The organism is Kitasatospora sp. NPDC001095, assembly GCF_053598615.1.
The window spans coordinates 408,108-434,004 of sequence record NZ_JBSFKQ010000002.1 but is presented as its reverse complement, the minus strand read 5'-3'; the positions used below and the strand labels follow the sequence as shown (position 1 = coordinate 434,004).

Below are 25,897 nucleotides of genomic sequence, written 5' to 3'. Positions count from 1 at the left end.
GAGTTCGATCCGTCCGGCATTCCCGGGGGCGGGCGGGCCGGGCCTCCCCCTCCCCGGCCCGGAACCACCCGCGAACACCTTTGACATGGGCATCGCGAGATGGCCGAAAGGTGTCGCCCGGCCCGGGAGGGCATCCGCATGCCCTCCCGGACTTCACCGCCACCCGCGGGGATTGAGGCGGCGGCTTCCCCCGGCCCGCCGGGTCCTCGACGGCAGGCCGACCCACGACCACCAGCGAATCGCCGACCTGCCGGTCGGGCCAGGGAGCACGGCCGGGCGCACGTGAACACGGGACCGGAGCACGAGGCTCCGGAGCGCCGCGCGGTCGGCCGGATCCGAGTGGTCCGGACCAACTCCGGTGCGGCACCGCCGAGTGCGCGATCCCGCCATCCGGAATGCGACCTCTTAACCGTCGGAACGCGTCCGACTACGCTAGGTACTGCAGCTACGACCCGGTGCCGCCCGGGCCCCGCGCACAAGGCCGCAGGAGGTGCAGCCGCCACCATGACCGTCAGCCCACGTGGACCGAACGAACGGCTCGGCACGCTCCTGACCCTCGCCCAGATCAGCAACGCCGGGCTGGCCCGCAGGGTCAACGACCTCGGCGCCCAACGCGGGTTGACCCTGCGGTACGACAAGACCTCGGTGGCCCGCTGGGTCAGCAAGGGCATGGTGCCGCAGGGGCCCGTCCCGCACCTGATCGCCACCGCGATCGGCGGCAAGCTCGGCCGGCCCGTCCCGCTGGAGGAGATCGGCCTGGGCGACACCGACCCGGCGCCCGAACTCGGCCTGGCCTTCCCGCGCGAGGTCGCCGACGCGGTCCGCTCCGCGACCGACCTGTGGCGGGTCGACCTCGACCTGCGCCGGGGCCCCGGCGGCGGCCGCTGGAGCGACAGCCTGGCCGGCACCTTCTCGGTCGCCGCCTACGCGACCCCCGTCTCCCGCTGGCTGATCAACCCGGCGGACGGCTCGGTGGCCCGCGAGGTCCCGCGCTCCCCCACCGACACCTCCTCCTACCGGGTCGGCCACTCGGACGCCGCCAAGCTCCGCGAGGCCGCCCAGGAGGCCCGCCGCTGGGACTCCAAGTACGGCGGCGGGGACTGGCGTTCGTCGATGGTGCCGGAGTGCCTGCGGGTGGAGGCGGCGCCGCTGCTGCTCGCCTCGTACAGCGACGCCGTCGGCCGGGCGCTGTTCGGCGCGACCGCCGAACTGACCAGACTGGCCGGTTGGATGGCCTTCGACACCGGGCAGCACGAGGCCGCCCAGCGCTACTACATCCAGGCGCTGCGGCTCGCCCGGGCCGCCGCCGACGTGCCGCTCGGCGGCTACGTGCTGGCGTCGATGAGCCTCCAGGCGGGCTACCGGGGTTTCGCCGAGGAGGCGGTGGACCTCGCCCAGGCCGCGCTGGAGCGCAACCGGGGCCTGGCCACCGCCCGCACCATGAGCTTCTTCCACCTGGTGGAGGCCAGGGCCCAGGCCAAGGCACGCAACGCGGCGGCGTGTGCGACGGCGCTCGGCGCGGCGGAGAGCGCTCTCGAACGGGCGCGCGCCGGGGACCCCGATCCCGCGTGGATCGACTTCTACGCCTACGACCGGCTCGCCGCCGACGCCGCCGAGTGCTTCCGCGACCTCGGAGTGCCCTCCAAGGTCCGGCAGTTCACCCGCGAGGCGCTGGCCACGCCCACCGAGGGCTTCGTCCGCTCGCACGGCCTGCGGCTGGTGGTCTCGGCGATGGCCGAGGCGGAGGCGGGCAACCTGGACGCCGCGGTCGCCGCCGGCGAACGCGCCGTCGAGGTGGCCGGCCGGATCTCCTCGCAGCGCAGCAGGGAGTACGTGGTGGAGATGCTGCGGCGGCTGGAGCCCTTCCAAGGTGAACGCCGGGTAAGGGAGTTGACCGAGCGGGCCCGGGCGGTGATCGTCGCTCCGGCCTGAGCGGCGTCCGCGCCCGGCCTGCGGGCCCGGTGTGCGGGCCTGGCGTGCGGGCCTCGCGTGCGGGCCCGGTGTACGGGCCTGGCGTGCGGGCCCGGGGCCACGATCCGGGCCCGCCGGTGGATCCCGACGGTAAATGGAGTGCGGCGGCGGGAGGGGCCTGGCTAGGGTTTCTCCCGTCCAGGTGCGCAGGCAGAGGTTACTTCCACTCCAAATGGGCAGGTCGCGGGTTCGAATCCCGTCATCGGTGCTCCGTGCCGGTGTAGCTCAGTCGGCCAGAGCAGCTTCGTCACCTCAGCCGCCTTCGATCTCTGGACACCTACACGTGAACAGATTCCGCACCTCCCGGTGCGACGGCAGCGGTTACTTCTTGGTGAGGCGTCCGCAGGACGCCGCGGTTCGAGCCCGCGAAACACCGCCGCCATCCTTGATCTCGGGAGGCAACGCGTTCCGGAGTGCCCGGTGCGCAGGCGGGGGTTACTTCGGATCTTGCGGTTCCGGGTTCGAGTCCCGGGCGTGCCGTGCGCGAGCGCGGCCGCCGGCTCAAATCTGACAGAGCACAAGGCATACACCTCCGCCGACGTCGGCCGCCCGCGGCCGGCACGAACTCGGGCACCCCTGGCCGCGGCATGCCTCCCTCCCCACTGACACCAGCAGGCCGAGGGGGCTGCCGCATGTCCAGGTTCAACTTCCGCAGGACCAAGGCGAGTCCGAGCTCGCCGGTGGCCACCACCGGCCTGCGCACCGTCAACCACAACGGCGGCACCGGATTCGTCCGGGACCGCAAGTCCGAGCTCTTCCTGCTCGCGGTGGCCAACATGGTCGGCCAGGACACCTTCCACGAGCGCGGCGGCGAACGCGACGACCGCTACACCGCGCTGGTGCGCGAACTCGCCGTCACCGAGCCGGAGTGGACCCTCGGGCTGCTGCGCTGGCTGCGCCACGGCGCCCAGATGCGCACCGCCGCCCTGGTCGGCGCCGCCGAGTTCACCCGGGCCCGGCTGGACGCGGGCGCCCACGGCCACTCCCGGCAGGCCGTCGCGGCGGTGCTGCGGCGCGCCGACGAGCCCGGCGAGCTGCTCGCCTACTGGACCTCGCGCTACGGCCGGGCGCTGCCCAAGCCGCTCAAGCGCGGCGTCGCCGACGCCGTCCGGCACCTGTACGACGCCCGCGCGCTGCTCAAGTACGACACCGCGGGCAAGGGCTACCGCTTCGGCGACGTGATCGAGCTGACCCACCCCTCGCCGGCCCCCGGGAAGGAGTGGCAGGGCGCCCTGTTCGCGTACGCGCTGGACCGCCGCCACCGGCCGGAGGAGGCCGTCCCGCCGGCCGCCGACCGGATGCTGACCGCCAACCGGGCGCTGCTCGCGCTGCCCGTCGAGGAACGCCGGGCGGCGGTGACCGCCGAGGGCGGCGCCGAGCGGCTGGCCGCCGCCGGGCTGACCTGGGAGGCGCTGGCGGGTTGGCTGCAGGGGCCGCTGGACGCCGCGGTCTGGGAGGCGGTCATCCCCTCGATGGGACCGATGGCGCTGGTGCGGAACCTGCGCAACTTCGACCGGGCCGGGATCTCGGACGCCGTCGCGGCCGAGGTGGCCCGGCGGATCTCCGACGGGGGCGAGGTGCGGCGCTCGCGCCAGTTCCCGTTCCGGTACCTGGCCGCGCACCGCAACGTGACCTCACTGCGCTGGGGGCACGCGCTGGAGACCGCGCTCGGCCACTCGCTGGCCAACGTGCCCGAACTGCCCGGCCGGACACTGGTCCTGGTGGACCGCTCCGGATCGATGTTCGACCGCTCCGGCGGGCCGACCGAGCTCAACCGGGCCGACTCGGCGGCGATCTTCGGCACCGCGCTGAAGGTCCGGGCCGCCGAGGCGGACCTGGTCGAGTTCGGCACCACCAGCCGGGTGGTCGAGGTGGGCCGGGGCGAGGCGGTGCTGCGGGTGCTGGACCGTTTCTCCGACCTCGGCGGCACCAACACCGCCGACGCCGTCCGCACCCACTACCGCGGCCACGACCGGGTGGTGATCGTCACCGACGAGCAGACCGGCCCGAACCACCGGGGCGGCGACCCGCTCGCCGCCGTCCCGGCCCACGTGCCCGTCTACACCTGGAACCTGGCGGGCTACGCCACCGGCCACGGCCCCAGCGGCGGCGCCCACCGGCACACCTTCGGCGGCCTGAGCGACGCGGCCTTCCGGCTGATCCCCCTCCTGGAGGCCGGGGCGAACGCCCGCTGGCCCTGGGAGGAGTAGCGGAACGCCGGGGAGAGGGGGGAGCCACCGAAGGGGACGGCTCCCCCTCTCTCCCGAGGCCGGAGCGGCGGCGGCCGGACCGGGCGACGGGAAGCGGCGGCCGGACCCGGCGACGGGAAGCAGCGGCCGGACCGGGCGACGGGAAGCAGCGGCCGGACCGGGCGCTCGGGCGGATGAGCCCGGTCACAGGCCCCGCCGGAGCGCCCCGACAGCCCCGTAGACTCGGGTGATTGTGACTGCCACCGCCCCGATCCCCCAGCCCTCGCCGTCCGCCCGGCTGTCCGCCGCGCCGGCCGCCTACCCCGCGCCGATGTACCCGCACAAGGCCACCGAGGCCCAGCACCGCGAGCGTCGCATCCGCAGCTTCCAGCCGCGCCGGGGCCGGATGACCAACGCCCAGGCGAGCGCCCTGGACCGGAGCTGGGAGACGTACGGCATACCCATCGACGGCACCCCGCTGGACCTGCCGGAGCTGTTCGGCGGCCTGCCGGTGACCCTGGAGATCGGCTTCGGCATGGGCGAGACCACCGCCGCGATGGCCGCCGCCGACCCGGACATGGGCATCCTCGCCGCCGACGTGCACACCCCCGGCCACGGCAACCTGCTCGGCCTGCTGGAGCGCGACGGTTCCCGGAACGTCCGGACGGCCGCCGGCGACGCGGTGATCCTGCTGCGCGACATGCTCCCGGACGCCTCGCTGGCCGGTCTGCGGGTCTACTTCGCCGACCCGTGGCCCAAGCCGAAGCACCACAAGCGCCGGCTGGTCCAGCCCGCCTTCCTCGACCTGGTGCTGCCCCGGCTCGCCCCGGGCGCCCTGGTGCACTGCGCCACCGACTGGGAGCCGTACGCCGAGCAGATGCTGGCCGTGCTGTCCGACTCCCCGGAGCTGGAGAACCTGCACCCCGAGGGTGACGGGACCGGCTGGCTGGAGCCCGCGGACCACCCGGACGGCAGCATCCCCGGCTACGCCCCGCGGCCGGACTGGCGTCCGGTCACCAAGTTCGAACGGGCCGGGATCGCCAAGGGCCACGTCGTCCACGACCTGCTGTTCCGCCGCCGCTGACCCACCGGCGCCGTTCGAACGGGCGCCCGTGCGGCGGCCGTTCGGGCCGGCCGGGGACGGCCGGCCCGGCCCGATTCCTCCCGACGGGCCGCCACCGTGGCCTACCCTGTGCCGCATGGGCAGCCCGTCCGGCGGCGGGTTCCGGACGAACGGCCGGACGACGGTCAGCGCCGCCGCCGACGCACCGGAGACGGTCCCGAGCACCGGCGGCACCCGGACCATCCCGGGGCCCCGGAGGCGCCGGGCCCACCGCCTGCTGTCCCGGCCGGGTGCCGCCGCCGGACCGGTCCCGGCCTTCGGCCCGGGGGAACGGCGCCGGAGGCCGGCCGGGGCCCCGCCGGGCCGCGGCCGCTCGATGGCGCTCTCCTCCGTCACCGCGACCACCGTGCTGACCCTGATCGGCTGCGGGGTACTGATCCTCCACCTGGTCCAGCGGCAGACCGGCACGGTCGGCCTGCTGGTCGGCCTGGGCCTGGCGATGGTGCCGCTGCCGTTCGTCCTCGGCGGCCTGGCCTGGCTCAACCTCACCGCGCGGGTGCCACTGCGGCACACCGTGTTCTGCCTCGGTTGGGGCGCCTGCGCGGCCACCACCGTCGCGATCCTCGCCAACAACTGGACGGCGAGCTACGTGACCCGGCACCGGGGCCCGTTCGGGGAGCTGCTCGGCGCCGGGATCGCCACCCCGGTGATCGAGGAGACCGCCAAGGCCACCGCCCTCCTGGTGCTCCTGCTCCCGCTCGGCCAGCGGCTGCGCTGCCGCGGCCGCCACACCGGGCGCCCCTGCGCGCCGCTGCTGCGCCGGTCGCCAGCGCCCCGGAGCCCGCGCCCGTACCCGCGCCACCCGGTCGGACCGCACGCCCGCGGCCGGCTGCGGCTGCGCCCGTACCTGCGGCCGCTGCCCTACCTGCGCCCCGCCCCGCCCGGCGGCGGGCCGCACCAGCGCTCCCGACCGCGCACCCTGGCCGCCGGGATGGTGCTCGGCGGGATGGCCGCCTGCGGCTTCGCCTTCACCGAGAACGCCCTCTACCTGGGCCGGGCCTTCACCAGCGACCAGCGCCAGCGGCTGGACAGCATCGGCCTCGGCGACCCGCCCAGCCTGCGCGACTTCGACAGCACCGTGCAGACCTTCGTGCTGCGCGCCCTGCTCTCCCCCTTCGCGCACCCGCTGTTCACCGCGCTCACCGGTATCGGCCTGGCCGTCGCCCTCACCACCGCGCGGCGCTGGCTGGCTCGGTTGGCGGCGCCGGCCGGGCTGCTGCTGGCGATGGCGCTGCACGGCACCTGGAACGCCGCCGCCGACCTCGGTACGGACGGCTTCCTGGTGGTGTACGGGGCCCTGATGGTGCCCTGCTTCGCCGCGCTGGTCTGCTTCGCGGCCTGGGCGAGATGCCGCACGGCCCGGCATCCGCTGCCCGGCCGGGTGCCGGGCAGCGGGGCGTCCTGAGGAACCGATTTCCCATCTCGGCGACTTCCCCGTATCGTTGTGTTCACCGACGCGGGGTGGAGCAGCTCGGTAGCTCGCTGGGCTCATAACCCAGAGGTCGCAGGTTCAAATCCTGTCCCCGCTACTCAGTAGCCGGAAGGCCCGGAGGATTCGTCCTCCGGGCCTTCCGCGTTTCCGGGTACGGGCAGAACACGGTCCTGCCACGAAGCTGTAACAGCGGCCGATCCCATGATCCGCTGTCGGAGGCCTGAACCATACTGATGAAAAATTCATCACATTTGGGGCGGGCTGTTCGGGCCGCCCCGGACAGGAATCACCTCATGCTGTCGAAGCGACTGGTCAGCACCGCCGCGATCTGCCTCGTCCTGGCCGCCGGCACCGCCGCGTGCGGTAGTGAGAAGAGCGACGGGAAGGGCGGCGACGCCAAGGCGGGCGCCTCGAAGAAGCTCGACACCGACAAGCTCAGCGCCCAGGACATCATGAAGCAGGCCAAGGACGCCCTGGCCTCCGCGACCTCCCTCAAGATGGCCGGCACCATCGACGCCGGCGAGGGCAAGATGGAGATGAACCTGTCGCTGGACAACAAGAGCCAGTGCACCGGCACCATGGCGATGCCGGGCATGGGCAAGTTCGAGATCATCAGCGACGGCAAGACCTCCTACGTCAAGCCGGACACCGCCTTCTGGACCAACGTGGGCGGCCCGAACGGCGCCAAGGCCGCCGAGCTGTTCAAGGGCCGCTACCTGACCGGCTTCGAGAACGACCCGTCGATGGGCTCCCTCACCAGCGTCTGCAACCTGGCCGAGTTCAGCAAGAAGATCACCGAGGACAAGAGCACCAACGAGAAGGCCGAGAAGGGCTCCGCCGGCGAGGTCAACGGCGTGAAGACCTTCAGCCTGAAGTCCACCGACCCCAAGGGCGGGGTCTCGACCATGCAGATCGCCACCGAGGGCAAGCCCTACCCGGTGCGGGTCGAGCACTCCGGCGGCGAGGACGGCAACGGCAAGATGGACTTCAGCGACTTCGACAAGCCGCTGACCATCCAGGTCCCGTCGCCCGACAACACGGTCGACTTCACCAAGTTCAAGGACCAGCTCAAGAGCGCCTGAGCGACGGCCGCGGCAACCCGCGAAATAAATCCGTTGCCCTCCGACCGGGGTGCTGCCTACGCTGGCAGCACACTGAAGGGAGGTGATCCTGAGTTGAGTTACATCAGGATGCGTGAGGTGGCTGCTCGCTAGAGCCGCCCCTGCCTGCGCAGGGTGAGGCCCTCGGCCTCCGGCAGGCGAAATCCAAGCAGTCACCCGGCCCGCGGGCTCACCGGTACATCCCCGGTGCCTCGGCGCCTGGCCAGTGCACGGGCCGGCGCGGAGGAGCAGCCCGCGGGCCGTCTGCGTTCCCGGGGAGCTTCCGGCATCGGTTCCGGAGGCTCCCCGCGGCGTGTCCGGGGTCAGCCCGGGGCGTGGCCGGCGGGGCTGCCCGGGATGCGGCCGGGAGCCACCAGGGGCGTGGCCGCGGCTGCGGCGCCGCGGCGCTAGAGTCGGCCCGGATTCCGGGGCGGAGCGGCGCGGACACAGGGGGTAGGCGATGGCGAAGGCGCGACGGCTGGGCGGCGGGGCGACCGTGCTGCGGAAGGCGCGGTGGGGCGCCGCCGGGGCGCTGGCCGGGACGGGGCTGGTCGGGCTGCTGCTGTTCGCGCTCGGCCGGGAGCACCTCTGGCAGGCGCTCGGCGGCGGGCTGGTGGTGATCGGGGCCTCGGTCGCGCTGGGCGGCGGGCTGGGCTTCCTGTTCGGGGTGCCCCGGGTGCGCGGCGGCGCCGGCTCCGAGGAACCGCCGGGCTCGTACGCGCCGAACACCAATTTGGAGCAGGTCTCGGACTGGCTGACCAAAGTGCTGCTGGGCGTCGGGCTGACCCAGCTCGGCTCGCTCGGCGAGCGGCTGCACGACCTCGGTACGGCGCTGGCGCCCGTGCTCGGCGGGGGCGAGGCGGCGGTGCCGTTCGCGGCGGCGCTGGTGCTGTACTTCCTGGTCTTCGGCTTCCTGGCCGGCTGGCTGGTGACCCGGCTGGCGCTTCCCCAGGCGCTGACCGAGACCGACCAGGCGCTGGACCTCTTCCTCGCCGGACAGGACCGCGACCGGCACGGCGACAAGGTGGGCGCGGACGACCTGCGGGTCCGCGCGATGCAGCAGCTCGGACTGCTGGGCGGTACCACGCAGCGCCCGGCCGCGCTGGCCGGGCAGCTGCCGCCCGCCTCCGGCACGCCGGCCGGCCCGGAGGGCGTGGTGGCGGAGGTCCGCTCGACCGCGCGGCGCTCGGCGCTGACCGCCGAGCAGGTGCGGGCCCTCTTCGCGGACGGCTCCGAGGGCCGGCGGATCCAGGCGCTCGCGCTGATGCAGGGCGATCCGGCGCTGGCGGACCTGCCGAGCGTGCTGGACGCGATCGAGCACCCGCGCTCCGACTTCGAGCAGTACCACGCGCTGCTGGCCGCCCGGGGACTGCTGTCCCGGCTGCCCGCCGCCGGGGCGCAGCGGCTGCGGGACGCGGTGGCGCGGCAGCTGGTCGACCCGCGGGGCATTCCGTACGGGTCGGACCGCAGCTGGCTGGCGGAGAAGATCCTGTCCCGGCTCCCGGCGGCGGCCGTCCTGCCGGAGCAGCAGTCGGCGCCGCCGGCCGCGCAGGCCGTACCGGCGGTGCCGGACCGGCCGGGCGGGCCGTCCGCCGAGGCCGCCTCCTAGGAGCCGACGGTGAAGCGCAGTTCGGGCCGGTCCCAGGTGATCCTCCCGCGCGCGGGGAAGGTGCCGACGCGTTCGGCGCCCACCCGCAGGTAGAAGTGCTCGGCGCGCGGATGGGAGACCACGCGCACGCTGGTGACCCCGGCCGCGCGGGCCTGCTCCAGCATGTGGGCGATCAGTTCGCGGCCGGTGCCGCGCCCCTGGGCCTCGTCGGCGACGAACATCAGGTCAAGTTCGGCCGGTTCGCGGATCAGCCCGTAGAAGCCGAGCAGCCGGTCGGTGGCCGGGTCGGTGGCGAGGAACACCTCGTGGCCGGCGATGTACTCGGGTGTCACCCGGTAGCCGTCGACCATCGGCGCGTACTCGCCGTGGTAGGCGGAGGAAGCCTGGATCAGGTCGGTGAGCCGGTCGGCGTCGGTCTCGTCGGCCCGCCGGATCGTCGTCTCGGTCATGCGGGCGAGTATAGGGGCGCTCCGCATTGATGACTATTACATAACCTGGTCGTCGGGCCGCCCGGCGGCGGTGGTCGGCAGCCCGGCTCGCGCGCCTCGGCGGCCAGGACGTCCGAGGGAGCGGGGGGAATGCCGGCGGCGGCCACCCGGTCATCCGGACACGCGGCGGCCCCGGCCGCCTCCGGAAGCGTCCGGGGTGCGGGCGGGGCCTGGGCGGGTGTGGCCGGGGAACCGGGCGGGGCCTGGGCGGTCAGCGGCCGAGCAGGCCCTGGGCGGCGGCCCGGTTGACGTTGGTCAGGCCGCGGACCAGCTGGGTGGTGAGGAAGACCAGCACCAGCCCGAGGACCGCGAGCCCGGCGATCTGCCACGGCGCCTGGACCTCGTACACGTGCCGGACGCCCTCGTCGTCGGTGAAGTCGAACAGCCGGTACCCGTTCCAGGGGGTGTAGGTCGGGAAGACCCAGTGGTACAGCGGGTAGAGCGTCAGGGCCCAGCCGAGCACCAGGAACACCAGCGTCATCGAGAAGCTGAACACCGCCCAGGGGAACATCACCACCTGGTACAGCACGGCCTTCCAGCCGGCCCGGTCCGCCAGCCGCGCGGTGACGGCGCCCCAGCCGCCCGGGCGGACCTGGCGCACCGGCTCCGGGCCGGGGACGTCCAGGGCCAGCATGCCGCGCACCCGGGCCCGTTCCAGCCGGCCGAAGCCGCGGGCGAGGCCGGTCAGCGCGCCCAGGACGGGCAGGCCGATGACGGTGGCGAAGGTGCCGAGGCCGAGGCACAGCAGGGTGATCGAGGAGGCGAACCCGGCGATCGCCAACGGCAGGCCGCTGAGCGCGAAGCCGACCTCGCGGTAGTAGTAGGCCGAGAACGGCGCCCGCCACAGGGCCGGCCGCCGCTCGGTCCACCGGGCCCGGAGGGGGCGCGGGTCGTCACCGTAACCGCCCGGGACGTCCCAACCCCGGTCCTCCATGCTGCGGCTGCTGCTCATGCTCCCGGCCCCCGGCCCCTCGTACTGTCGGTCGTTCGTCCCGCTGACGAGGTCCAGTCTGGTGGACGCGCCGGCCGGCTGGGATCCGGAGGCCTGGCGGATCCGGGGTGGGGTTAACCCCCCTCCGTCCGGACGGCCGGGCCGCGCCACTCGTCGGCGAGCAGCGAGTAGAGGTAGGAGTCGGACCAGACGCCGTCCTCGAACACGTCGTGCCGCAGCCGCCCCTCCAGTCGGAAGCCCAGCCCGGTGAGCACCTTGACGGAGGCCGTGTTGGCCACGGCGACCCGGGCGGCCAGCCGGTGCAGGCCCAGCGGGCCGAAGGCGAGGTCGCAGAGCAGGCCGACGGTCTCGCCCGCGTAGCCGAGGCCCCAGCACCCGCGGGCCAGCACGCACCCGAGCCAGGCGGCGCGGTGCCCTTCGAGGGTGAGCGAGGCCTGCCCGATCGGCGTCGCGTCGTCCGGCTCCTCGGCGTCGGCGAGCCTGGTGACGGCGAGCCGGTAGGTGTCCCGCTCCTCGGCCATCGCCTCCTCCAGGTAGAGCTCGACCTGGTCGGCGCAGTCCTCCCGGTCGCTCGGCCCGAAGGGCAGGTACCGGGTGACCTCCGGGTCGCCGAACAGCGCGTGCAGCGCGTCCACGTCGCCCTCGGTGTGGTGGTACTCGCGGACGGCCAGTCGCGGGCCGGTGAGTCGTACGGGGACCATGGCTGCCGACCCTATCCCCGCCCGGCGGCTACCGTTCGGACTATGAACGACGAAGACCTGCGGCTCGCCCCGCGCACCAAGGCCGCCGACCTGCTCGCCTGGGCGGCCGAGCAGGACCGCGCGCCGGTGGCCGAGGGGCCGCTGCGCGCGGTGCTGGCGCTGCTGGAGCTGGGCGAGGGCAGGATGCACGACGGCTGGCCCGAACTGACCTCCGACGCGGTGGAGCACCTGCTCCACGAGCGGCTCCACCTGTACGTCCAACCCGCGCCCGAGGAGGACCCGCTCGCCTACGGCGACGCCGTCCGGCTGCTGGTCGACCACCAGCGGGCGGCCCGCCGGCTGAACGCCAAGCGCCAGGAGCGGCTGCACGAGGAGGCCGAGTGGCAGGGGGAGGTCGCGGCCGGGCTGCTGCGCCGCGCCGACCTGGTGACCTGGCCCCGGCTGTACGCGCTGCTGCTGCACGCGCACGGGGCGGACGTCACGGACCCGGAGGCGGTGCGGGAGTGGCTGGCCGGCTTCGGGGAGTTCGCCGAGGAGGAGCGGCTGGCGGCGTTCGAGGCGCTGGCGTCGGCCGGCTGGCTGGACGAGCCGGACGAGCGGGGCTGGGGCCCGGGCCGGGTGCTCTCGGTGGGCATGGCCACGGACGGCGCGCGTCGGCTGCTGGAGCAGGGCCTGATGCGGCGCAGCTACCGCAACCTGGCGCGGCTGACCGCGCTGGGCCGGCCGATGCCGGACGAGTTGGCCGGGGACTTCGGGAGGTTCGAGGAGGCGGCGGTGGACGCGGCGCTCGACCTGTTCGGCGCCTGGACGGTGCCGGGGCTGCCGCGGCTGCTGGTGACGGAGTTCCCGGAGCTGGCGCCGGAGCCGGGCCCGGAGGAGATCGACGCGTACCTGGCGCAGCTGCCCGTCGAGGAGTGAGGCGCGGCGCGGGAGGCCCCGGTCCAGGGCCCTCCCGCGGGTGCGTCGGTGGGCGTGCGTCAGGGGTTGAGGCCGCGCTGCTGGAGCCAGGGCTCCGGGTCGACCGGGGCGCCGCCGCCGGGGCGGACCTCCATGTGCAGGTGGGGGCCGGTGACGTTGCCGGTCGCGCCGACCTTGCCGATCTGCTGGCCGGTGGCGACGTTGCCGGAGCCCTTGGTGATCGAGGAGAGGTGGCAGTACCAGATCTCGGTGCCGTCGGGCAGGGTCTCGACGATCCGGTAGCCGTACGAGCCGGCCCAGCCGGCCGAGGTGATGGTGCCCTGGCCGAGCGCGTGGACGGGGGTGCCGGTGTCGGCGGCGAAGTCCAGGCCGGTGTGCAGGTTGGCCCAGTAGCGGGCGCTCTGGCCGTAGTGGGCGGAGAGCCGGTAGTCGTTCACCGGGAGGGTGAGGGCGGCGGCCTTGGCCCGCTCGGCCTCCTCTGCGGCGCGCTTGGCCTCGGCCTCCTTGGCGGCGGCCTTGGCTTCCGCCTCCTGGGCGGCCTGCAGCCGGGCGGTCTCCTCGGCGGCGGTGCGCTGGCTGTCGGCCTGGTGCTGGATGCGGGCGGCGAGCGCGAGGCCGGGGTCGGCGGAGAGGGCGACCGGGGTCTCGTCCGGGACCTCGACGGCGGGGGCGGCGGCCGGGGTCGCCGAGGCGAAGCCGGTGGCGCCCAGCGTGGCGGCGACGGCGGTGACGCCGAGCAGCGGGGAGGCCCCGCGGGTCTGACGCGGCATCCGGTGGCGGTTGGTGTCGGCCTCCGCGGCGAACGCCTCCGGGCCGAAGGCCTCGGGGCCGTCCGGGCCGGGGTGGTCGAGGAGCTGGGTACCGGCTGCGGGGCCGGCCGGGTGTGCCGGGGTGTGCGTCGACGCCACGGAGGCGCGCTCCTTTCCTTCCTTCGCGCCTACCGGGTTAGCTGACGGGTTCGGAGCAGGAAGGTCTCCTACGGCCGGGCCGGAGCCCCGCCGATTCACCCCAAGGAACGTGGTTCCCCGGCTCCCTGACCTGCCCGGGGGCGGGTCGGCGGGATTAGGCGACGGCGCACGGTGCCGTCTGGGTACGGCGTTGACAACCGCGCTGCGTTATCAAACGTTAATCCTAGGAGGCTCTGATTCCAAGCCATCCGTTTCGGGCCGCCCGATCCCAGGTGAACGGACGTCAACGAACGACCCCTCACGCACGGCCCCATCTGAGTACCCCTACTCATGTGCGGCCCGGCCGGGCGGCCGCATCCTGACGCCATGAGCGCACCGATGCAGACCCGCACCACGGCCGCGTACCACATCCAGGCCGTCCTCTCCTTCGCCCTGTCGGGCATCGCCCTCGCCGCCGGGATCGCCTACTTGCCGGTCGGCGGGTGGACCCGGGCCTTCCTCGGGATCGGCCTCCTCTACACCGTCACCTCCGCGTTCACGCTGGCGAAGGTGGTCCGGGACCGGCAGGAGTCCAACGAGATGGTCACCCGGGTGGACCAGGCCCGGCTGGAGAAGCTGCTCAGCGAGCACGACCCGTTCAAGGTGGAAGGGGTCTGACCGCACCCGTCCGACCGCGCCCCTTCCCCCCGGCCCGCCGACCGCTTGACGGCTAAGGCTATTAGCCTTAGCTTTATGGCTATCGGCAGTACCGCCGATGCCCAGCACCCGCGGCCCGAGGAGGACCCCGTGAACGGCACCATCACTCCGAGCACCCAGTACCTGAGCGTTCCCGGCGGCCGGATCGCCTTCGACGACACCCGGCAGGGCGACGGCACCCCCGTCGTCCTGCTCCCGGGCATGCTCGACAGCCGGGCCGCGTACCGGCACCTGCGCCCGCTGCTGGTCGCCGCCGGCCACCGCGTCGTCACCATGGACCTGCGGGGCTTCGGCGAATCCTCGATCAGCTGGGACGACTACAGCCCGGCCGCCATCGCCGACGACGTCCTCGCCCTGCTCGACCACCTCGGCATCGAGCGCGCCGTCCTCGCCGGCAACTCGTACACCGGGGCGACGGTCGTGAAGGCCGCCGGGGACGCGCCCGAGCGGGTCGCCGGGATCGTCCTGATCGACGCCTTCGTCGAGAGCCCGCCGCCGGGCGCCCTGATGCGCGGCGTCATGGCCCTGATGGGCCCCGCCCTCGTCCACTGGCCGGCCTCCTGGGGCTTCTACCTGCGCCGGATGGCCTTCCCCGGCGCCAAGCCCGCCGACTTCGACGCGTACGTGGACGGGCTGGTCGCCGCGCTGCGCACGCCGGGACGGAAGACCGCCACCCGCGGGTACGTCCACGGCGACTCGGCGCCGGTCGGCTGGACGGCCGCGGTGCGGTGCCCGGCGCTGGTGGTCATGGGCGACAAGGATCCCGACTTCCCGAAGCCGGAACTCGTCGCCGACCGGCAGGCCGCCGCGCTCGGCGCGCGGAAGGCGATGATCGAGGGGTCCGGGCACTACCCGATGGCCGACAACCCGGCGGCCACCGCGGACGCCCTGCTGCCGTTCCTCGCCGAACTCGGCTGAGCGCCGCCGCCGGCCCCCGCCCGACCCTGCCCCTGCCTGCCCCTGCCCGCCCCGCCGACGTCACCGGCACCCGCCCGGCAGCGCCCGACGTCACCCGACTTCGACCCGTACGGAGAGCCCGAACCCATGCCCCGCGTAGGACTGACCCCCGACCAGGTCGTCGACCACGCCCTCGCCCTCATCGACGAGCAGGGCGCCGAGGCCCTCACCCTGGCCTCCGTCGCCGCCCGGGCCGGGGTCGCCACCCCCTCGCTGTACAAGCACGTCAGCGGCGGCCTCGCCGAACTGCGGCGGCTGATCGCCGTCCGGGTCACCGGGGAACTGGCCGACCGACTGGCCGAGGCGGCCGTCGGACGCAGCGGGGACGACGCCGTCGCCGCCGTGCTGCGCGCCTACCACGCGTACGCCACCGAGTACCCGCACCGCTACACCGCCCTCCCCCAGGCCCCGCAGCCGGACGACGACCTGGCCCGCGCGGCGGCCCGGCTCGTCGGCGTGATCGTCGCCGTCCTGCGGGAGTACGGCCTCGACGGCTCCGAGGCGATCCACGCCGCCCGCACCGTCCGCTCCCTCGCCCACGGCTTCGCCTCGCTCACCACCGCCGGTGCCTTCCAGCTCGCCGAGGACCTCACCACCACCCACGACCGCCTCGTCGCCACCCTCACCACCGGCCTGCGCGCCTGGCCCGCGTAGCGGCCCGGCACCGTAGCGGCCCGGCACCGCAGCGGACCGGCACCGAATCGGCCCGGCCGCGCCCCTTCCGAACAGCGTGAGCACAGACCCCACACATCGTGGAACGCGATCCGGCCACCCGGCTCGATTCCGACGCTGCCCGCCGGTGCCGGTCGGGCAGGTCCGGGCCCTCGTCAGGCGGTGGGATCGGGGTCGAACGAGTGCCGATTGCCGCCGAATTGACTCGATATTGACGAGATCCGGTCACTTGGCGAGATCCGTTCACACCTTCGTAGGATCATCACCCTAGAATTCGCCGCGTGACGATGACTCAGTGGTCCGTAACGGCAACCGGCGTGCTCGCCGTCCTCGCCCTCGTGGCCGCCGCGCGCTACCGCGCCGTGTCCGTCACCCAGCGCGGCCGCGCCGACCGTCTGCAGGGCGAACTCGCCGCCGTCCAGGAACAGCTGGCCGCCGAGCTCTCCCGCCGCGGCGCCGACCTCGCCGCCGTCCAGCAGGAGCAGGAGCACACCGCCTCCACCCAGCGGGCCTTCCTCAGCGTCGCCCGCCGGATCCTGGTGATGGCCCACGACCAGCAGGCGCTGCTGGACGAGATGGAGCGCACCCACGACGACCCGGCGCTGCTGGAGGGCCTGCTCAAGGCCGACCACGCGGCCGCCCAACAGGCCCGGCTGGCCCAGACCCTGGCCGTGCTGTGCGGCGCGCGGGCCGGCCGGCACTGGCCGGAACCGGTCTCCCTGGAGGACGTCGTCCGCGGCGCCCAGTCGCGCATCCTGCCGTTCCAGCGCGTGGTGGTGCGCAGCCGGATCGAGACCGCGGTGGTCGGCGCCGCCGCCGAGGCGCTGATCCACGCGATCGCCGAGCTGCTGGACAACGCCACCCGCTACTCCCCGCCCAGCACCCAGGTGTTCGTCACCCTGGTGCCCGTGCACAACGGCGCCGTCATCGAGATCGACGACGGCGGCGTCGGCATGCCGGAACAGGCCGTCGCCAAGGCCGCCGCCGCACTGGCCGGCGGCAGCACCCTGGAGGTCTCCCGGCTCGGCGAGGTGCCGCAGCTGGGCCTGGCCGCGGTCGGCCGGCTCGCCGAGCAGTACGGCTTCCGGGTCACGCTCAGCTCGGCGCCCTCGCCGTACGGCGGCGTGCGCGTCGTCCTGCTGCTCCCGAACGCGCTGCTCACCGAGCCGCTGCCGCCCACCGTCCCCGGCCTCGGGCCGGACGACCGCGCGTTCAACCCCGGCCCCCCGCCGGCCTCTCCCTCCGGCCACCCCCTGGTGGAGACCCCACCGACCGGCCGGCACGCCGCCGACGGCACCCCTCCCCCGCTGCCCCGCCGGAGCCACCGGCGCGACCGCAACAGCCGCCCGGCCCAGCACGCCGCTCCCCCTCCGCCGCCCGCGCCGCCCTACCGCTCGGCCCGGGACGCGCAGGCGTTCATGGCGATGTTCCAGGCCGGAACCGCCAGCGGCCGGTCCGCCGCCCGGGCCCAGGCCCAGTTCGACCCTTCCCCGCCCGTTTCCCCCCGACTTCCCCAGCGCTCCGGAGAGTTCCATGACCACCACCCCTGATCTCGGCTGGCTGCTCGCCGACATCATCGCCGTCCCGCAGGTCCAGCACGCCGTCGTCGTCTCCAACGACGGCCTGGAGATCGGCCGCAGCGAGGGCATCGGGCGCGACGACGCCGAACGGCTCGCCGCCGCCTGCTCCGGACTGCAGTCGCTGGCCCGCGGCGTCGCGACGGGCTTCGGCGGACCGGGCAGCGCCACCCGACAGATCATCATCGAGTACGGCGGCGGCTACCTCTTCGTCGTCGCCGCCGGTGCCGGCGCCCACCTGGCCGTGGTGACCAGCGAGGCGGTCGACGCCGGCCTGGTCGCCTACCAGATGCAGGTCCTGGTCGAACGGATCGGCACCCACCTCACCAGCCCGCCGCGCGTCGACCACGCGGCGGGGGGCCACCGGTGAGCGGGCCGGTCCGGCCGTACGTCATCACCGGTGGCCGCAGCCGCTCCACCCGGGCCGAGCTGGCCGTGGAGAGCCTGGTCAGCGCGTCACCCGAACCACCGGACCTGCCCGAGCACGAGCTGCTGAACCGCGAACACCGGCGCATCCTCGACCTCTGCCACAGCCTGCTGTCCATCGCCGAGGTGGCGGCCCACCTGAGGCTGCCGCTCGGCGTCGTCAAGGTGCTGGTCGGGGACCTGTGGGACCTCGGTGCCGTGCAGGTGCTCCCTCCCGTCCCGCAGGCCGAACGCCTGCCCGCAACCCTCCTGGAAGAGGTGCTCGTTGGCCTCCGCCAACTCCGCTGAAGCCGTCCCCGGGGCCGCCGGGTCCACCGACGGGCCGCAGTACCTGCCCTCCTCGGTGCAGGGCGCGGTCAAGATCCTGGTCACCGGTCCTTTCGGGGTCGGCAAGACCACCCTGGTCGGTTCGCTGAGCGAGATCACCCCGCTGCGCACCGAGGAGACCATGACCGCCGCCAGCGCCGGCGTGGACGACCTCACCGGGCGCCCCGGCAAGACCACCACCACGGTGGCGCTGGACTTCGGCCGGATCACGCTCAACTCCCGGCTCGCGCTGTACCTGTTCGGCACGCCCGGGCAGCAGCGGTTCTGGCCGCTCTGGGACGACCTGTCGCGCGGCGCGCTCGGCGCCATCGCCATGGTCGACCTGCGCCGCCCGGACGAGAGCTTCGACGTGCTCGGCCGGCTGGAGGAGCAGCGCATCCCGTTCGCGGTCGCGGTCAACACCTTCCCGAACACGCCGAGTTACCCGGAGGAGGAGCTGCGCTCCGCGCTGGACCTGCTGCCGGAGGTACCGATCCTGCACTGCGACGCGCGCGACCGCCGGCAGTCCTACGACCTGCTGATCGACTTCGTCGACCACCTGCACCGCAGCTCGATCCTGGAGCTCCAGCGATGACCGCTCCCGAACACCCCGTGCCCCCCGGCACCTCCGGCGGGTGCCCCGTCGCCCACGGCGGCAGCCTGCCCGGCGGGCTGCCCGTGGGCGTGCCGCTGACCCCGCTGTACGGCCCGGCCCTCGCCGAGGACCCGCACGGCCTGTACGCCCGGCTGCGCGAGCGCTACGGGCCGGTCGCACCGATCGAGCTGGAGCCCGGGGTCGAGGCCTGGCTCGTCATCGGCTACCCCGAGCTGCTCGAACTCACCCGCAACGAGGCGCTGTTCTCCAAGGACTCGCGGCGCTGGCGGGTGCCCGCCGAGGGCCGGCTGGCGCCCGACTCCCGGCTCCAGCCGATGACCGCCTGGCGCCCCACCGTGCTCAACCTGGACGGCGCCGAGCACCAGCGGCTGCGCACCGCCGTCGCCGACACCCTCGCCCAGATCGACCACCGGCAGCTGCGCGGCACCACCGAGGCCGCCGCCAACGGGCTGATCGACAGCTGGGGCCCGGACGGCACCGCCGACCTGGTCACCCAGTACGCGAACCGGCTGCCGCTGCTGGTCTTCACCCAGCTGCTCGGCCTGCCCACCGACGCCGGTCCGCACCTGATCCGGCTGATCAACGACATCTCCGACAGCGGCGCCGAATCGGTGCGCGCCAACGAGGAGTTCCACGCGATCCTGGTCGACCTGGTGCGCCGCCGCCGGACCGAGCCCAGCGCCGACCTCACCTCCTGGCTGCTGGCCCACCCGGCCGCGCTGACCGACGAGGAGGCGGTGCACCACCTGGTGGTGATGATGGTCGCCGGGAACGAGACCACCATCGGCTGGACCGGCAACACGCTGCGGCTGCTGCTCACCGACCGGCGCTTCCGGGCCACCCTCACCGGCGGGCGGCTGACCGTCTCCGACGCGCTGGAGGAGGTGCTCTGGCGCGACCCGCCGACGCAGAACTTCCCCGGCCGCTGGGCCACCAGCGACACCGTCCTCGGCGGTCAGTACATCAGCGCCGGCGACCTGCTCGTGCTCGGTCTGGCCGCGGCCAACGCCGACCCGGCCGCACAGGGCGCCTCGGCCGCCGCGCAGGGTTCGCTGGGCGGCAACCGGGCCCACCTCGCCTGGGGCGCGGGCAAGCACGTCTGCCCGGCCCAGCAGCCGGCCAGGATCATCGTCGAGACCGCCGTCGAGACCCTGCTGCACCGCCTCCCCGACCTCCAACTGGCCGTACCGGCCGGTGACCTGACCTGGCGCCCGTCCCCGTGGGCGCGGGCCCTGAACGCCCTTCCGGTGCTCTACAGCGCCTTCACCCCACCCCGTCCGCCAGCCCCCGAGAGGCCCGCATGGACACCACCGACGACGGAACCCGCGCCGAGCCCGTCAGGCTCGACCCCTTCGGCCGCGACCAGCACGGCGAGAACGCCCGGCTCCGCGCGGCCGGCCCCGCGGTCCTGGTGGAGCTCCCTGGCGGGGTGGTGGTCTGGGCGGTAACCCACCACGACACCCTCCAGGCTCTGCTGGCCGATCCCAGGGTCGGCAAGGACGCCCGGCTCTGGAACACCTTCCGGGAGGGACGGCTGCCGGAGGGCTGGCCGCTGCTCAACTTCATCGCCGTCCCCGGCATGGTCACCGCCGACGGCGAGGACCACCGGCGGCTGCGCGGACTGGTCTCCCAGGCCTTCACCCCGCGCCGGATAGCCGGCCTGGCCCCCGCCATCGAGGCCCGGACGATCGCGCTGCTGGACGAGGTCGCGAAGCTGGAGGGCGAGTTCGACCTGCGGCGGCACTTCGCCTACCCGCTGCCGATGCAGGTGATCGGCGAGCTGCTCGGCCTCGCGCTGGAGCAGCAGGACGAGCTGCACGAGCTGTCCGACACCATGGTCTCCAGCTCGGCCACCCCGGCGGCGGCCGTCGCCGCGCAGCGGGGCCTGAACGCGCTGCTGGCCAAGGTCGTGGCGGCCAAGCGGGCCGAGCCCGGCGACGACCTGACCTCCGACCTGATCGCCGTCCGGGATGAGGGCGACCGCCTCAGCGAGGCCGAGCTGGTCGGCACCCTGCTGCTGATGCTGGTCGCCGGGCACGAGACCACGCTCAACCTGATCACCAACGCCGTCCGCGCCCTGCTCGCGCACCCGGACCAGCTGCGGCTCGTCCTGGACGGGGAGCAGCCGTGGTCGGCGGTGGTCGAGGAGACGCTGCGCTACGACTCCCCGGTCGGGCAGTTCCCGCTGCGCTACGCGATCGAGGACATCGAGGTCGGCGACGTGGTGATCCGACGCGGCGAGGCGCTGCTGGCCTCGTACGCGGCGGCCGGGCGGGACTCCGGGCACCACCCGGACGCGGACCGCTTCGACCTCACCCGGCAGCCCGCCAGGCACCTGTCGCTCGGCCACGGCCCGCACTTCTGCCTCGGCTCCGGGCTCGCCCGCCTGGAGGCCGAGACGGCGCTGCGGCACCTGTTCGCCCGCTTCCCGGGGCTGGCCCCGGCGGAGGGCAGGACCGACGAGCCGATCGCCTCGTTCGTCAGCAACAGCGTGCGCACCCTGTGGGTGACGGTCTGATCCCGCCGGTTACCTGAGGGCGGTCCGGGTCGTTCGGCAGGGCATGAAGAAACTCGCCACCCTGGCCGCCCTCACCATGGCGGGCCTCGCCCTCGCCGTCCCGGCGGCCTCCGCCACGACCCAGACCGCCGCCTCGCCGGACGTCACCGGCGGGCTCACCGACGGGCTCTCCCTCTCCCCGGCCGACCTCGCCCTGAAGACCGCCGGCAAGCTCCCGGTGGTCGGAAAGGCCGCCAACGAGATCGAGGCGATCGGGGACAACCAGATGGAACACCCGGGGCTCAGCGGGCACGTCCTGAACTGACGGCCGCTCGGGTGCTCGACCCGTGGGCGGCCGGCCGACCCCCGAACGGCCGGCCGCCCACGGCCGTCGGGCCGCTTCCTTCGGCCCACGGTGCCGGGCCCCCGCGGCGGACGGCCACGGTGGTCGGCACTCAGCCCGCGGACAGCCGGTTGAGCTCCGGGTAGCTCAGCCCCTCGGCGAGCGCGGTGAACGTGCCGCTCCCGTACACCTCCTCGGCGGCCCGGCGGACCGCCGCGTACGCCACCTCGGCGAGGCCGGGGCCCAGGCTGATCCGGGCCACCCCGAGCTTCGCCAGCTCGGCGACCGCAGGGGCGCCGGGACCGGCCAGCACGTTCAGCGGCGCCGGGACGGCCTCGACCAGGGCGGCGATGGTCTCCGGATCGGACACCCCGGGGGCGAACACCCCGTCCGCACCCGCCTCGACGTACGCCCGCAACCGGCGGACCGCCTCGTCCAGCCGGCCCTCCGGGGCGCCGATCCCGCGCAGGAACACGTCGGTGCGCGCGTTGACGAAGAGCGGCACACCGGCCGCGTCCGCCGCGGCCCGGGCGGCCGCGATCCGTTCGGCGGCCTCCTCCAGGGGGCGGCCCTCGTCCTCCAGGTTCACCCCGACGGCGCCGGTGGCGAGCAGCCCGGCGACCGTCTCGCCGACCCCGGCGGCGCTGTCCGCGTAGCCGCCCTCCAGGTCCGCGGTGACCGGCAGGTCGACCGCCCGGACGATCTGGGCCGTCCGGGCCAGCACCTGCTCTCGGTCCGCGCCGCCGCCGTCCGCGCTGCCGAGCGACCAGGACACGCTCGCGCTGGCCGTCGCCACCGCGCGCGCCCCTGCGCCGGCCACCAGCCGGGCGCTCGGCACGTCCCAGGCGTTCGCCAGCACCAGCGGCTCGCCCGGGCGGTGCAGCTCGCGCAGCAGCCCGGCCTTCTCCCGCCGGACGCTCCGATCGGCGGCGCTCACTTCGCCGCCGGGCTCATGCGGGTGGCGATGCTGAGCCGGTTCCAGACGTTGATCGTGGCGATCAGCGCGATCAGCTGGGCCAGCTCGGTCTCGTCGAACTGCGCGGCGGCCTCGGCGTAGACGTCGTCCGGCACGTGGGTCTGGGCCACCAGGGTGATCGACTCGGTGAGGGCCAGGGCGGCGCGCTCGCGGGCGGTGAACCACGGGGTCTCGCGCCAGGCAGGGAGGGAGAGCAGACGGTGGTCCAGCTCGCCGACCTTCTCGGCCTCGGTGGAGTGCATGTCGATGCAGAACGCACAGCCGTTGATCATCGAGGCGTGCACCTTGACCAGGTGGGCGAGCAGCGGGTCGAGACCCTGCCGGGAGGCCCGCTCCACGGCGATCATCGCCTGGTAGTAGGCGGGGGCCAGCTTGAACATCTCCAGCCGCTGCTCGGGGGCGGGCACCGGGCCCTGGTTCGTACGCGTCGTCTCGTCCGTCGTCTCGTCCGTCGTCATGGCCGCCAGCCTAGGAGCGCGGCGGCCCGCCGTCCTGGTGCGATCGGCCATCCGTTCCTTGGGCCACTTCCGGCGTACGAACGGCCGTGCGAGGATCGCTGGCAGGAGATCGCCGACAGGACGAGGTCAGGGGGCACGGCCGTGTGCACGGCGTTCGTCAGCATCGAGCCGGAAGCGGCCGTCCCGGTGCTGCTGCTGTCCGTCCGGGACGAGTACCTGGGCCGGGCCTGGCTGCCGCCGGACCACCACTGGCCGGACCGGCCCGAACTGCTCGGCGGCCTGGACCTCGCGGCCGGCGGCACCTGGCTGGCCGTCGACCCCGACCGGCGCACCGCCGCCTGCCTGCTGAACGGCTTCGGCCCGCTCGCCCCCGCCGACGCCCGGCGCACCCGCGGCCGACTGCCGCTCACCGCCGTCCGGGAGAACGGGATCGGCCACCTGGACCTCACCCCGTACGACCCGTTCCACCTCGTCCTGGTCCGGGCCGACGGCGCCCGGGTGTCCAGCTGGAACGGCGGACGGATGGAGGAGCGCGAACTGCCGACCGGCCTGAGCGTGGTGCTCAACGACGGGCTGGAGGGCCTGGCCGCCGGCCGGACCGCCTCCGCGCGGATCCGCGCCCTGATGGCCGCGCGGGCCGCCCACTTCCGCGCCCGCCTCACCGCCGAGCCCCGGCCGGAGCCGACCGCCGACGGGCCGGCCGCGACGGCCTGGGGCGACTGGCTGCCGGTCGTCGCCGGGGACGGGCTGGCGCCGGACGCGGACGCCGCGCTGGTCCAGCGGCGGGACTTCGGCGACGGGCGGATCTGGGGCTCCTCGTCAATCTCGCTGCTCGCGCTCGGACCGGACCTGCTGCGCTACGACTTCGCGGCCGCGCCGGTGCGCGCGGACGGGCCGGGCTGGCGGCGGGTCGCGGCGGGCTGACGGCGGGTGGTGGCGGACCGACGGCGGGTGGCGGCGGAGAAAAGGACTTGAACCTGACGTCGCGGTAGGCGGCATCGTGGCGCGGGTCGAGCCCGAAGGAGCCCCGCCGTGACCCGTCCGGACCGCCCGCACCGCCACCGCCACCTGCTCTCCGTACTCACCGTCGCCCTGCCGCTGGCGGGCACACCGGCCGCGGTCACCGCCGTCGTGCTGCTCGGCGACGCGGCGCACCGGGCCGTCCCGTCCGCCACCGTCCTGGCCACCGTGGCAGCGGTGTTGCTCGGACACCTCGGCCACGGTGTCCCGCAGCCGTACGGTCGGTGAACTTCCGACGGCGGGGTTGGCGAACGTCTACATGCGCGTAGTAGCTTCGCGAGGGCCCCGGATCCGGCCGGCCACCGACCCCCGAGCGAAGGTGCGCGATGTCGACCCTGACCTACCCGGAAGCGATAGGCGTCGGCCTGCTCCAGGGCGTGACGGAACTCTTCCCGGTCTCCAGCCTCGGCCACAGCATCCTGCTGCCCGCCCTGGTCGGCGGGAGGATCCAGCACGACCTCGACATGACCGCCGAGGGCTCCTCGTACCTCGCCGCCCTGGTCGCCCTGCACCTGGCCACCGCGCTCGCGCTGGTGGTCCACTTCCGCAAGGACTGGGTTCGGGTCCTCGAGGGGCTGGTCGGCTCGGTCCGGCACCGCCGGGTGAAGAGCCGCAACGAGAAGCTCGCCTGGCTGCTCGTCCTCTCCACCATCCCGGTCGGCGTGGCCGGCCTCGCGCTGGAGAAGGCGCTGCGCAACGCCCTCGGCAAGCCCGTCCCCGCCGCGGTCTTCCTCGCCCTCAACGGGCTCGTGCTGCTCGGCGCCGAGCGGCTCAAGCGCGGCGGCACCGGCCGCCGCCGGGCCGGGCACGCGGCGTCCGCCGACGAGCCGGGCGTGGACCCGGCGATCGCCTCCGACCGCCGGCTGACCAGGCTGGGCTACGGGCAGGGCGCCTGGATCGGCGCCGCGCAGATCCTCGCGCTGTTCCCGGGCATCAGCCGCTCCGGCGTCACCATGAGCGCCGGCATCCTGCGCGGACTGCACCACGAGGACGCCGCCCGGTTCTCCTTCCTGCTCGCCACCCCGGTCATCCTGGCCGCCTCGGTGCTGAAGGTGCCCGAGCTGTTCAAGCCGGAGAACTCCGGCGCGCTCGGCCCGGTCCTCGCGGGCAGCGTCGCCGCCTTCGCGGCCGGCTACGTCTCGGTGCGGTTCCTCACCAGGTACTTCGAGACCCGCAGCCTGACGCCGTTCGCGCTCTACTGCTTCGTGGCGGGCGTCGGCAGCGCGGTCTACCTGTCGCTCTGAACCCGGCTCCCGGCCCCGGCCAGGATCCGCGCGAGTTCGGCCGGACGGGAGAACATCGGCCAGTGCCCGGTGTCCAGCTCCACCAGCCGCCAGTGGCCCGCCGCGATCAGCTCGGCGGCCACCGGCGGCGGCTCCGGCCAGTCCAGCAGGCACTTCACGTACACCGTCGGGAGCGCGCTCAACGGGCCCGCCAGGACGGCGGGTTCGGTCAGCGACGGGCCCGGGTGCGGGGTCGCCCCGGCGACCATCCGGTTGATCTGCCCGACCGTCAGCCCCTGCCCGGCGAACTCGGCCGGCGGCAGCGGCGGCCACCAGCCCCCGTGCGCGGCGAGGTCCGCCCGCAGCGCGGCCGGCTCCGGCATCTGGTCGGCGAAGGACTCCCCCGCCACCGGCACGTTGGCGTCCACCAGGACCAGCCCGGCCAGCCGGTCTCCGATCCGCTCGGCGGCCTGGCCCACCGGGATGCCCGAGTAGCTGTGCCCGACCAGCACCACGTCGCGCAGGTCCAGCCGCTCCACCTCGGCGACGACGTCCGCCACGTGCGCCTGCTGCCCGGCGGGCGTGCCGCGCCTCTCGGCGAGCCCGGAGAGCGTCAGCGGGTACGCCCCGTGCCCGGCCGCGCGCAGCTCCGCCACGACCCCGTCCCACGCCCAGGCCCCGAGCCAGGCCCCCGCCACCAGCACAAAGTTCGCCATGGGCGGCACGGTAGCGCGCGGGT

General features: G+C 74.6%; 26 protein-coding genes, 2 tRNA genes and 1 riboswitch. Of the genes, 21 read left to right on the top strand and 7 right to left on the bottom strand.

Translation table 11 applies throughout. The features are described 5' to 3' along the window. Nucleotides 1-504: 504 nt before the first annotated feature. From ACWDBB_RS03920 to ACWDBB_RS03885, 8 genes are all read left to right on the top strand, one after another. Nucleotides 505-1,932, top strand: coding sequence for an MFS transporter (locus ACWDBB_RS03920; protein WP_402415666.1), 1,428 nt, complete (start codon nt 505-507; stop codon nt 1,930-1,932). 180 nt (nt 1,933-2,112) lie between these two features. Beyond that, nucleotides 2,113-2,176, top strand: a tRNA-OTHER gene (locus tag ACWDBB_RS03915). A gap of 427 nt (nt 2,177-2,603) precedes the next feature. Beyond that, entirely contained in the window at nt 2,604-4,181 is a 1,578-nt protein-coding gene (locus ACWDBB_RS03910; protein WP_449788089.1) for a TROVE domain-containing protein, read from the top strand. A gap of 232 nt (nt 4,182-4,413) precedes the next feature. Then, nucleotides 4,414-5,244: a tRNA (guanosine(46)-N7)-methyltransferase TrmB gene (gene trmB / locus ACWDBB_RS03905; protein WP_449788088.1), complete on the top strand. Its 831-nt coding sequence runs from the start codon at nt 4,414-4,416 to the stop codon at nt 5,242-5,244. A 115-nt stretch (nt 5,245-5,359) separates the two neighbouring features. Next, nucleotides 5,360-6,688, top strand: coding sequence for a PrsW family intramembrane metalloprotease (locus tag ACWDBB_RS03900; RefSeq protein ID WP_449788087.1), 1,329 nt, complete (start codon nt 5,360-5,362; stop codon nt 6,686-6,688). Between the two features lie 50 nt (nt 6,689-6,738). Beyond that, nucleotides 6,739-6,812 (top strand) — tRNA-Met (locus tag ACWDBB_RS03895). A gap of 196 nt (nt 6,813-7,008) precedes the next feature. Then, nucleotides 7,009-7,797, top strand: coding sequence for a hypothetical protein (locus ACWDBB_RS03890; protein WP_449788086.1), 789 nt, complete (start codon nt 7,009-7,011; stop codon nt 7,795-7,797). A gap of 478 nt (nt 7,798-8,275) precedes the next feature. Continuing rightward, nucleotides 8,276-9,424, top strand: coding sequence for a hypothetical protein (locus ACWDBB_RS03885; protein WP_449788085.1), 1,149 nt, complete (start codon nt 8,276-8,278; stop codon nt 9,422-9,424). On the opposite strand, the gene ACWDBB_RS03880 is transcribed toward ACWDBB_RS03885, so the two are convergent. From ACWDBB_RS03880 to ACWDBB_RS03870, 3 genes are all read right to left on the bottom strand, one after another. Continuing rightward, the gene (locus tag ACWDBB_RS03880; protein ID WP_449788084.1) at nt 9,421-9,873 is read right to left on the bottom strand and encodes a GNAT family N-acetyltransferase; all 453 of its coding nucleotides are present in this window, start codon (nt 9,871-9,873) and stop codon (nt 9,421-9,423) included. The two genes, ACWDBB_RS03885 and ACWDBB_RS03880, sit on opposite strands and share 4 nt — an antisense overlap. 250 nt (nt 9,874-10,123) lie before the next feature. Next, the gene (locus tag ACWDBB_RS03875; protein WP_449788083.1) at nt 10,124-10,864 is read right to left on the bottom strand and encodes a sensor domain-containing protein; all 741 of its coding nucleotides are present in this window, start codon (nt 10,862-10,864) and stop codon (nt 10,124-10,126) included. Between the two features lie 113 nt (nt 10,865-10,977). Continuing rightward, nucleotides 10,978-11,565 carry a GNAT family N-acetyltransferase gene (locus tag ACWDBB_RS03870; RefSeq protein WP_449788082.1) on the bottom strand — a complete coding sequence of 196 codons (588 nt, stop codon included), beginning with the start codon at nt 11,563-11,565 and terminating at the stop codon, nt 10,978-10,980. Between the two features lie 42 nt (nt 11,566-11,607). On the opposite strand from ACWDBB_RS03870, the gene ACWDBB_RS03865 reads away from it, so the two are divergent. Then, nucleotides 11,608-12,483, top strand: a complete 876-nt coding sequence (locus ACWDBB_RS03865; RefSeq protein ID WP_449788081.1) for a hypothetical protein — start codon at nt 11,608-11,610, stop codon at nt 12,481-12,483. A gap of 59 nt (nt 12,484-12,542) precedes the next feature. Here ACWDBB_RS03865 and ACWDBB_RS03860 read toward each other — a convergent pair whose 3' ends face one another. Beyond that, a complete protein-coding gene (locus ACWDBB_RS03860; protein WP_449788080.1) occupies nt 12,543-13,391 on the bottom strand; it encodes a M23 family metallopeptidase in 849 nt (282 codons plus the stop codon). Between the two features lie 12 nt (nt 13,392-13,403). Beyond that, nucleotides 13,404-13,562: riboswitch (cyclic di-AMP (ydaO/yuaA leader) on the bottom strand. Between the two features lie 195 nt (nt 13,563-13,757). Between ACWDBB_RS03860 and ACWDBB_RS03855 the strand changes: the two genes are divergently transcribed. The 9 genes from ACWDBB_RS03855 to ACWDBB_RS03815 all read left to right on the top strand — a co-directional run bounded on the left by ACWDBB_RS03855 (nt 13,758) and on the right by ACWDBB_RS03815 (nt 21,463). Beyond that, on the top strand, nt 13,758-14,048 hold the full coding sequence (locus ACWDBB_RS03855) for a YiaA/YiaB family inner membrane protein (protein WP_449788079.1): 291 nt from the start codon (nt 13,758-13,760) through the stop codon (nt 14,046-14,048). Between the two features lie 75 nt (nt 14,049-14,123). Then, the gene (locus tag ACWDBB_RS03850) at nt 14,124-15,005 is read left to right on the top strand and encodes an alpha/beta fold hydrolase (RefSeq protein WP_449788078.1); all 882 of its coding nucleotides are present in this window, start codon (nt 14,124-14,126) and stop codon (nt 15,003-15,005) included. A 126-nt stretch (nt 15,006-15,131) separates the two neighbouring features. Further along, complete coding sequence (locus tag ACWDBB_RS03845) at nt 15,132-15,698, top strand: TetR/AcrR family transcriptional regulator (protein ID WP_449788077.1); 567 nt, start codon at nt 15,132-15,134, stop codon at nt 15,696-15,698. Between the two features lie 305 nt (nt 15,699-16,003). Continuing rightward, nucleotides 16,004-17,266: an ATP-binding protein gene (locus tag ACWDBB_RS03840; RefSeq protein WP_449788107.1), complete on the top strand. Its 1,263-nt coding sequence runs from the start codon at nt 16,004-16,006 to the stop codon at nt 17,264-17,266. Beyond that, nucleotides 17,250-17,663, top strand: a complete 414-nt coding sequence (locus ACWDBB_RS03835) for a roadblock/LC7 domain-containing protein (RefSeq protein ID WP_392881869.1) — start codon at nt 17,250-17,252, stop codon at nt 17,661-17,663. The genes ACWDBB_RS03840 and ACWDBB_RS03835 overlap by 17 nt, the downstream gene beginning before the upstream one ends. Next, the gene (locus ACWDBB_RS03830) at nt 17,660-18,007 is read left to right on the top strand and encodes a DUF742 domain-containing protein (protein ID WP_449788076.1); all 348 of its coding nucleotides are present in this window, start codon (nt 17,660-17,662) and stop codon (nt 18,005-18,007) included. The genes ACWDBB_RS03835 and ACWDBB_RS03830 overlap by 4 nt, the downstream gene beginning before the upstream one ends. Continuing rightward, nucleotides 17,985-18,620 carry a GTP-binding protein gene (locus ACWDBB_RS03825; protein ID WP_449788075.1) on the top strand — a complete coding sequence of 212 codons (636 nt, stop codon included), beginning with the start codon at nt 17,985-17,987 and terminating at the stop codon, nt 18,618-18,620. The genes ACWDBB_RS03830 and ACWDBB_RS03825 overlap by 23 nt, the downstream gene beginning before the upstream one ends. Before the next feature lie 1,321 nt (nt 18,621-19,941). Beyond that, entirely contained in the window at nt 19,942-21,159 is a 1,218-nt protein-coding gene (locus ACWDBB_RS03820; RefSeq protein WP_449788074.1) for a cytochrome P450 family protein, read from the top strand. 43 nt (nt 21,160-21,202) lie between these two features. Then, complete coding sequence (locus ACWDBB_RS03815; RefSeq protein ID WP_449788073.1) at nt 21,203-21,463, top strand: hypothetical protein; 261 nt, start codon at nt 21,203-21,205, stop codon at nt 21,461-21,463. Nucleotides 21,464-21,593: 130 nt separating this feature from the next. Here ACWDBB_RS03815 and ACWDBB_RS03810 read toward each other — a convergent pair whose 3' ends face one another. Next, nucleotides 21,594-22,418 (bottom strand): isocitrate lyase/PEP mutase family protein, encoded by an 825-nt coding sequence (locus ACWDBB_RS03810; protein ID WP_449788072.1) that lies wholly within the window; start codon nt 22,416-22,418, stop codon nt 21,594-21,596. Further along, nucleotides 22,415-22,915 carry a carboxymuconolactone decarboxylase family protein gene (locus ACWDBB_RS03805; protein WP_449788071.1) on the bottom strand — a complete coding sequence of 167 codons (501 nt, stop codon included), beginning with the start codon at nt 22,913-22,915 and terminating at the stop codon, nt 22,415-22,417. The genes ACWDBB_RS03810 and ACWDBB_RS03805 overlap by 4 nt, the downstream gene beginning before the upstream one ends. Nucleotides 22,916-23,056: 141 nt before the next feature. Between ACWDBB_RS03805 and ACWDBB_RS03800 the strand changes: the two genes are divergently transcribed. The 3 genes from ACWDBB_RS03800 to ACWDBB_RS03790 all read left to right on the top strand — a co-directional run bounded on the left by ACWDBB_RS03800 (nt 23,057) and on the right by ACWDBB_RS03790 (nt 25,179). Beyond that, on the top strand, nt 23,057-23,839 hold the full coding sequence (locus tag ACWDBB_RS03800) for an NRDE family protein (RefSeq protein WP_449788070.1): 783 nt from the start codon (nt 23,057-23,059) through the stop codon (nt 23,837-23,839). Between the two features lie 108 nt (nt 23,840-23,947). Continuing rightward, nucleotides 23,948-24,163 carry a hypothetical protein gene (locus tag ACWDBB_RS03795; RefSeq protein ID WP_449788069.1) on the top strand — a complete coding sequence of 72 codons (216 nt, stop codon included), beginning with the start codon at nt 23,948-23,950 and terminating at the stop codon, nt 24,161-24,163. 98 nt (nt 24,164-24,261) lie between these two features. Next, complete coding sequence (locus ACWDBB_RS03790) at nt 24,262-25,179, top strand: undecaprenyl-diphosphate phosphatase (RefSeq protein ID WP_449788068.1); 918 nt, start codon at nt 24,262-24,264, stop codon at nt 25,177-25,179. On the opposite strand, the gene ACWDBB_RS03785 is transcribed toward ACWDBB_RS03790, so the two are convergent. Next, the gene (locus tag ACWDBB_RS03785) at nt 25,164-25,874 is read right to left on the bottom strand and encodes an alpha/beta fold hydrolase (protein ID WP_449788067.1); all 711 of its coding nucleotides are present in this window, start codon (nt 25,872-25,874) and stop codon (nt 25,164-25,166) included. The two genes, ACWDBB_RS03790 and ACWDBB_RS03785, sit on opposite strands and share 16 nt — an antisense overlap. Nucleotides 25,875-25,897: the final 23 nt, after the last annotated feature.

What these genes read in the sequence shown, in the direction of transcription:
- ACWDBB_RS03840 (WP_449788107.1), top strand. Translation starts at nt 16,004, where the DNA reads ATGACTCAGTGGTCCGTAACGGCAACCGGCGTGCTCGCCGTCCTCGCC.
- ACWDBB_RS03875 (WP_449788083.1), bottom strand. Translation starts at nt 10,864, where the DNA reads ATGAGCAGCAGCCGCAGCATGGAGGACCGGGGTTGGGACGTCCCGGGC.
- ACWDBB_RS03865 (WP_449788081.1), top strand. Translation starts at nt 11,608, where the DNA reads ATGAACGACGAAGACCTGCGGCTCGCCCCGCGCACCAAGGCCGCCGAC.
- ACWDBB_RS03820 (WP_449788074.1), top strand. Translation starts at nt 19,942, where the DNA reads ATGGACACCACCGACGACGGAACCCGCGCCGAGCCCGTCAGGCTCGAC.
- ACWDBB_RS03870 (WP_449788082.1), bottom strand. Translation starts at nt 11,565, where the DNA reads ATGGTCCCCGTACGACTCACCGGCCCGCGACTGGCCGTCCGCGAGTAC.
- ACWDBB_RS03785 (WP_449788067.1), bottom strand. Translation starts at nt 25,874, where the DNA reads ATGGCGAACTTTGTGCTGGTGGCGGGGGCCTGGCTCGGGGCCTGGGCG.
- ACWDBB_RS03815 (WP_449788073.1), top strand. Translation starts at nt 21,203, where the DNA reads ATGAAGAAACTCGCCACCCTGGCCGCCCTCACCATGGCGGGCCTCGCC.
- ACWDBB_RS03805 (WP_449788071.1), bottom strand. Translation starts at nt 22,915, where the DNA reads ATGACGACGGACGAGACGACGGACGAGACGACGCGTACGAACCAGGGC.
- ACWDBB_RS03835 (WP_392881869.1), top strand. Translation starts at nt 17,250, where the DNA reads ATGACCACCACCCCTGATCTCGGCTGGCTGCTCGCCGACATCATCGCC.
- ACWDBB_RS03880 (WP_449788084.1), bottom strand. Translation starts at nt 9,873, where the DNA reads ATGACCGAGACGACGATCCGGCGGGCCGACGAGACCGACGCCGACCGG.
- ACWDBB_RS03790 (WP_449788068.1), top strand. Translation starts at nt 24,262, where the DNA reads ATGTCGACCCTGACCTACCCGGAAGCGATAGGCGTCGGCCTGCTCCAG.
- ACWDBB_RS03910 (WP_449788089.1), top strand. Translation starts at nt 2,604, where the DNA reads ATGTCCAGGTTCAACTTCCGCAGGACCAAGGCGAGTCCGAGCTCGCCG.
- ACWDBB_RS03900 (WP_449788087.1), top strand. Translation starts at nt 5,360, where the DNA reads ATGGGCAGCCCGTCCGGCGGCGGGTTCCGGACGAACGGCCGGACGACG.
- ACWDBB_RS03920 (WP_402415666.1), top strand. Translation starts at nt 505, where the DNA reads ATGACCGTCAGCCCACGTGGACCGAACGAACGGCTCGGCACGCTCCTG.
- ACWDBB_RS03845 (WP_449788077.1), top strand. Translation starts at nt 15,132, where the DNA reads ATGCCCCGCGTAGGACTGACCCCCGACCAGGTCGTCGACCACGCCCTC.
- ACWDBB_RS03850 (WP_449788078.1), top strand. Translation starts at nt 14,124, where the DNA reads ATGGCTATCGGCAGTACCGCCGATGCCCAGCACCCGCGGCCCGAGGAG.
- ACWDBB_RS03885 (WP_449788085.1), top strand. Translation starts at nt 8,276, where the DNA reads ATGGCGAAGGCGCGACGGCTGGGCGGCGGGGCGACCGTGCTGCGGAAG.
- ACWDBB_RS03855 (WP_449788079.1), top strand. Translation starts at nt 13,758, where the DNA reads ATGAGCGCACCGATGCAGACCCGCACCACGGCCGCGTACCACATCCAG.
- ACWDBB_RS03890 (WP_449788086.1), top strand. Translation starts at nt 7,009, where the DNA reads ATGCTGTCGAAGCGACTGGTCAGCACCGCCGCGATCTGCCTCGTCCTG.